The organism is Spongiactinospora gelatinilytica (assembly GCF_003236385.1).
Taxonomy (GTDB): Bacteria; Actinomycetota; Actinomycetes; order Streptosporangiales; family Streptosporangiaceae; genus Spongiactinospora; species Spongiactinospora gelatinilytica.
In genome coordinates this window covers 1-4,635 of sequence record NZ_POUA01000492.1, presented here as the reverse complement: position 1 = coordinate 4,635, position 4,635 = coordinate 1, and the positions used below count along the sequence as shown (strand labels likewise).

Sequence of the window (4,635 nt, the reverse complement as noted above, 5' to 3'; positions counted from 1 at the left end):
CCCCTGGTGTGGCGGGGGCACCGGCTGGAGGGCCATGCCGGGGATGGGCGGCAGGTCGGCGAGGATGCGGTGCAGGTCGCCCCAGTTTCGGGCGGTCTGCGCCGCGTCCAGGCGGGCCATCAGCTCATCGTCGCGCAGCCTGCCCACCGCGAAATGCTCACGAAGGATTTCGCTGGCACGGTCCCGTTCGACGTCAGACACCCGGATATGAGGTAGCACGACCACCCTCCACGCACGCGAATCCCCGTCCTGCAAAGCTACCTGAGGTACCGCTGTCGTGGGCGATACCGCTCATATTCCACGATCACCACCAGGTCACGGCCAGGAGGATTCCTGGTCAGGGTCGCCGCCATCCGAAAGAAGTCGGATATCCGATTCGACCATCTGCGCGACCAGCTCCTCGAACGAGACCGACGGCTCCCACCCCAGGTGACTCCTGGCCTTCTTGGGGTCGGCGCACAGCAGATCGACCTCGGCCGGACGGTGCAGGCTCGGATCGCGCACCACATGGCGTTCCCAGTCGAGCCCGGCGGCGGAGAAGGCGGCCTCGACGAGTTCGCGCACGGTGTGAGTGCGGCCGGTGCCGATCACGTAGTCCTCGGGGGCGCCGGCGGCGAGCATCAGGCGCATCGCGCGCACGTAGTCGCCCGCGTAGCCCCAGTCCCGGCGCGCCTCCAGATTGCCCAGCCGCAGCTCGCCGGCCAGGCCGAGCTTGATCCGCGCGACGCCCAGTGACACCTTGCGGGTGACGAACTCCGCGCCGCGGCGCGGCGACTCATGGTTGAACAGGATGCCGGAGACGGCGAACATGCCGTAGGACTCGCGGTAGTTCTGGGTGAGGAAGTGGCCGTAGGTCTTGGCCACGCCGTACGGCGAGCGCGGGTGGAACGGCGTGCGCTCGTTCTGCGGCGTCTCCCGCACCTGCCCGAACATCTCGGATGACGAAGCCTGATAAAAGCGGATCTGCCCGGACGGGTCGGCCGTACGCGACGACGACACCCCCGAGCACACCCGGATCGCCTCCAGCATCCGCAGCACGCCCATGCCGGTGACCTCCGCGGTCAGCTCGGCCTGCTCCCACGACATCGGCACGAACGAGATCGCGCCCAGGTTGTAGACCTCGTCCGGCCGTACCCGCTCCACCGCCGAGATGAGCGAGCCCTGGTCCAGCAGGTCGCCCCGGACCAGCCGTACGTCACCGAGCAGCCGGCGCAGCCGCGACACGCGCGGGTTGGCCTGGCCGCGTACCAGCCCCCAGACCTCGTATCCCGCCGCGAGCAGGTGCTCGGCGAGATAGGAACCGTCCTGCCCGGTGATGCCGGTAATGAGCGCGCGCCTGGCCAACGGGTCCTCCATCGCTACACGTCGTGTCGTGACGCGAATGTACCCCCATGGCGGTGACCGGGGGCTCCCGGCCGCCTGCGCTAGAACGTGTTACACCGAGCTATGTTCGGTAGACCCAACGTCGCAGCTCAGCCGCGGCGTGCAGTGAGGTGAGGCACAATTCCACCTCGGCGTCACCCGAAATACCGGATGGTAAGGTTCGCGACTAAGGTCATCTTCAAGGTACATGTGTACCCCGCCCCTGCCAGGGGCCGCTGACGGGCGTGGAAGGAGGTCCCGTGGCAGGTGCGGAGGCGCTGCGGGTGGCATTGCTCTCCTATCGCAGCAAGCCGACCTGTGGTGGCCAGGGGGTGTATCTCCGCCACCTCAGCCGTGAGCTGGTCGGGCTCGGACACCGGGTCGAGGTCTTCTCCGGCCAGCCGTACCCGGAGCTGGACGAGGGCGTCACCCTGACCAAGGTCCCCAGCCTGAACCTCTACCGCGACGAAGACCCGTTCCGCACGCCGAAGCTGCACGAGTACCGCGACTGGATCGACGTCCTGGAAGTCGGCACGATGTGGTCGGGCGGCTTCCCCGAGCCACTGACGTTCAGCCTGCGCGCGCTGCGGGCGCTGCGCGCCCGGGTGGGCGACTTCGACGTGGTCCAGGACAACCAGATCCTCGGGTACGGACTGCTCGGTATCCAGCGGCTGTTCCCGCTCGTCGGCACCATCCACCACCCGATCAGCGTGGACCGGCGGATCGAGCTGGCCGAGGCGGAGGGACAGCGCAAGGTGTCGCTGCGCCGCTGGTACGGGTTCGTGCGGATGCAGAGCCACGTCGCGCCGCGGCTGAACCCGATCCTGACGGTCAGCGAGTCCTCGCTGGCCGACATCCACCGCGACTTCAACGTGCCGCAGGCCAACATGCGGCTGATCCCGCTCGGCGTGGACACCCGCGTCTTCCACCCGCGCCCGCACCTGCCCAAGCGGCCGGGGTCGATCGTCGCCGTGGCCAGCGCCGACTCCCCGATGAAGGGCGTGGCGACGCTGCTGCGCGCGGTCGCCAAGCTGGCCACCGAGCGCGATGTGAACCTCACAGTGGTGAGCCGGCCGACCCCGGGCGGCCCCACCGAGAAGCTGGTGGCGGAGTTGAGCCTGGCCGACCGGGTGCGGTTCGTGCACGGCATCTCCGACGAGGAGCTGGGCGAGCTGATCGCGACCTCGGAGATCTCCGTGGTGCCCTCGCTGTACGAGGGCTTCTCGCTGCCCGCGGTGGAGCACATGGCGTCGGGGACACCGCTGGTGGCCAGCCGTACCGGCGCGCTGCCCGAGGTGGTCGGCGACGCGGCGGTGATGGTCACGCCGGGCGAGCCGGACGAGCTGGCCGCGGCGCTGCGCAGGCTGCACGACTCGCCGGCCGAACGCGAACGGATCGGCCGGGCGGGCTATGACCGGGCGATGGAGCGGTACACCTGGCGGGTGGTCGCGATGCGCACGGCGGAGGCGTACCGCGAGGCCATCGCGGTCCAGGGCAAGCGCCTTCGCAAGAGGAGGTCGTGGTGACCGCACGCCTCGCAGGGAGGCCGCCGTGCTGACGGTCGACTTCGGGCGGCTGCCGGTCGGCCCCGGCGACCGGGTGCTCGACCTCGGCTGCGGCGGCGGGCGGCACTCCTTCGAGGCGCTGCGCCGGGGCGCCGACGTGGTCGCCTTCGACCAGGACGCCGCGGAGCTGGAGAAGGTCGCCGGGATGTTCGCGGCGATGGACAAGGCCGGCGAGATCCCGGTGGGGGCCACCGGCGAGACGCTGGTGGGCGACGCGCTGGCCATGCCGTTCGAGGACGGCCGCTTCGACCGGGTGATCGCCGCCGAAGTGCTCGAACACATCCCGGACGACGTGGCGGCGATCGCCGAGATCGTGCGGGTGCTCAAGCCGGGCGGGCGGGTCGCGGTCACGGTGCCGAGCTTCCTGCCGGAGCGGGTGTGCTGGGCGCTGGATGAGGACTACCACACCGCGCCCGGCGGACATGTCCGGATATATACGTTGGCGGAGCTGGCGGCCAAGCTGAAGTCCGCCGGGCTCGAGGTCGGCGGCCACCACTACGCCCACGGGCTGCACACGCCGTACTGGTGGCTCAAGTGCGCGGTGGGGGTGAACAACGACGACCACCCCCTGGCCAAGGCGTACCACGAGCTGCTGGTCTGGGACATCATGGAGCGTCCGCTGGTGACCCGCCTGGCCGAGGCCGTGCTCAACCCGGTGATCGGCAAGAGCGTGGTCCTCTACGCGCGGAAGTCGGCATGAACGTCCCGGGAGTGCTGACCCACGAGCAGGTCGTGCGGACCGCGCGCAGCATCGCCGCCGCCCAGGACGACGACGGCGGCGTGCCCTGGCCGGACGGCCACGTCGACGCCTGGAACCACGTCGAGTGCCTGATGGCCCTGACCTCGGCCGGGCTCATCGCGGAGGCCCGGGCGGGCTACGCCTGGCTGGTACGCCACCAGCGGGCCGACGGCTCGTGGCCGATGAAGGTCTGCGGCGGCGTGGCGGCCGAGCACGGGGGCGAGTCCAACCACGCGGCCTACATCGCCGTGGGCGTGTGGCACGACCTGCTGGTGACCGGCGACGAGGCGTTCGCCCGGGGGCTGTGGCCCGTCGTACGCCGGGCGCTCGACTTCGCGGTGGACCTGCAGACCGCGCGCGGCGAGATCCTCTGGGAGCGGGCCCACGACGGCGCGCCCGGCTCGCACGCGCTGCTCACCGGCTGCTCCTCGATCCACCAGAGCCTGCGCCACGCCGTACGGCTGGCCGAGCGGATGGGCGACCCGCAGCCCGAATGGGAACTCGCCGCCGACCGGCTGGCCCATGTGATCGCCGCCCACCCCGAGGCGTTCGCCGACAAGAGCCGCTTCTCGATGGACTGGTACTACCCCGTGCTCGGCGGCGCGGTGCGCGGCACCGCCGCCACCGAGCGCCTGGCCGCCGGCTGGGACACCTTCGTGGTGCCCGGCCTCGGCGTGCGGTGCGTCTCCGACCAGCCGTGGGTGACCGGCGCGGAGTCCTGTGAGCTGGTGCTCGCCCTGGACGCGATCGGAGATCGCGAGAGGGCCCTCACGGTGTTCGCCGACATGCAACGGCTGCGCCACGACGACGGCTCCTACTGGACCGGCTGGCAGTACGCCAACGAGGCGTGGTTCCCGCACGAGCGCTCGGCCTACACGGCGGCGGCCGTCGTCCTGGCCGCCGAGGCGCTGGCCGGCGACTCCCCGGCCGGCGCGATCTTCCGGGAGGCCGCCGCGCCCGGCCCGGCCC

Annotated in this window: 5 protein-coding genes; 3 read left to right on the top strand and 2 right to left on the bottom strand. The window is 71.1% G+C overall.

The annotated features are described in order from the left end of the window. Together C1I98_RS35515 and C1I98_RS35510 are read right to left on the bottom strand one after the other, a co-directional pair. Nucleotides 1–201 (bottom strand): DUF1707 SHOCT-like domain-containing protein (locus C1I98_RS35515; protein ID WP_158558315.1); only part of this gene is annotated, 201 nt, incomplete at its 3' end. A gap of 114 nt (nt 202–315) precedes the next feature. Next, nucleotides 316–1,344, bottom strand: coding sequence for a GDP-mannose 4,6-dehydratase (locus C1I98_RS35510; RefSeq protein WP_111171686.1), 1,029 nt, complete (start codon nt 1,342–1,344; stop codon nt 316–318). A gap of 278 nt (nt 1,345–1,622) precedes the next feature. Here C1I98_RS35510 and C1I98_RS35505 point away from each other — a divergent pair, with 278 nt between their 5' ends. The 3 genes from C1I98_RS35505 to C1I98_RS35495 all read left to right on the top strand — a co-directional run. Further along, nucleotides 1,623–2,888 carry a glycosyltransferase family 4 protein gene (locus C1I98_RS35505; RefSeq protein ID WP_111171684.1) on the top strand — a complete coding sequence of 422 codons (1,266 nt, stop codon included), beginning with the start codon at nt 1,623–1,625 and terminating at the stop codon, nt 2,886–2,888. A gap of 25 nt (nt 2,889–2,913) precedes the next feature. After that, on the top strand, nt 2,914–3,627 hold the full coding sequence (locus C1I98_RS35500; protein ID WP_199537467.1) for a class I SAM-dependent methyltransferase: 714 nt from the start codon (nt 2,914–2,916) through the stop codon (nt 3,625–3,627). Continuing rightward, on the top strand, nt 3,624–4,635 hold a 1,012-nt coding region (locus C1I98_RS35495; protein WP_111171685.1), incomplete at its 3' end, for a prenyltransferase/squalene oxidase repeat-containing protein. The genes C1I98_RS35500 and C1I98_RS35495, both read left to right, overlap by 4 nt.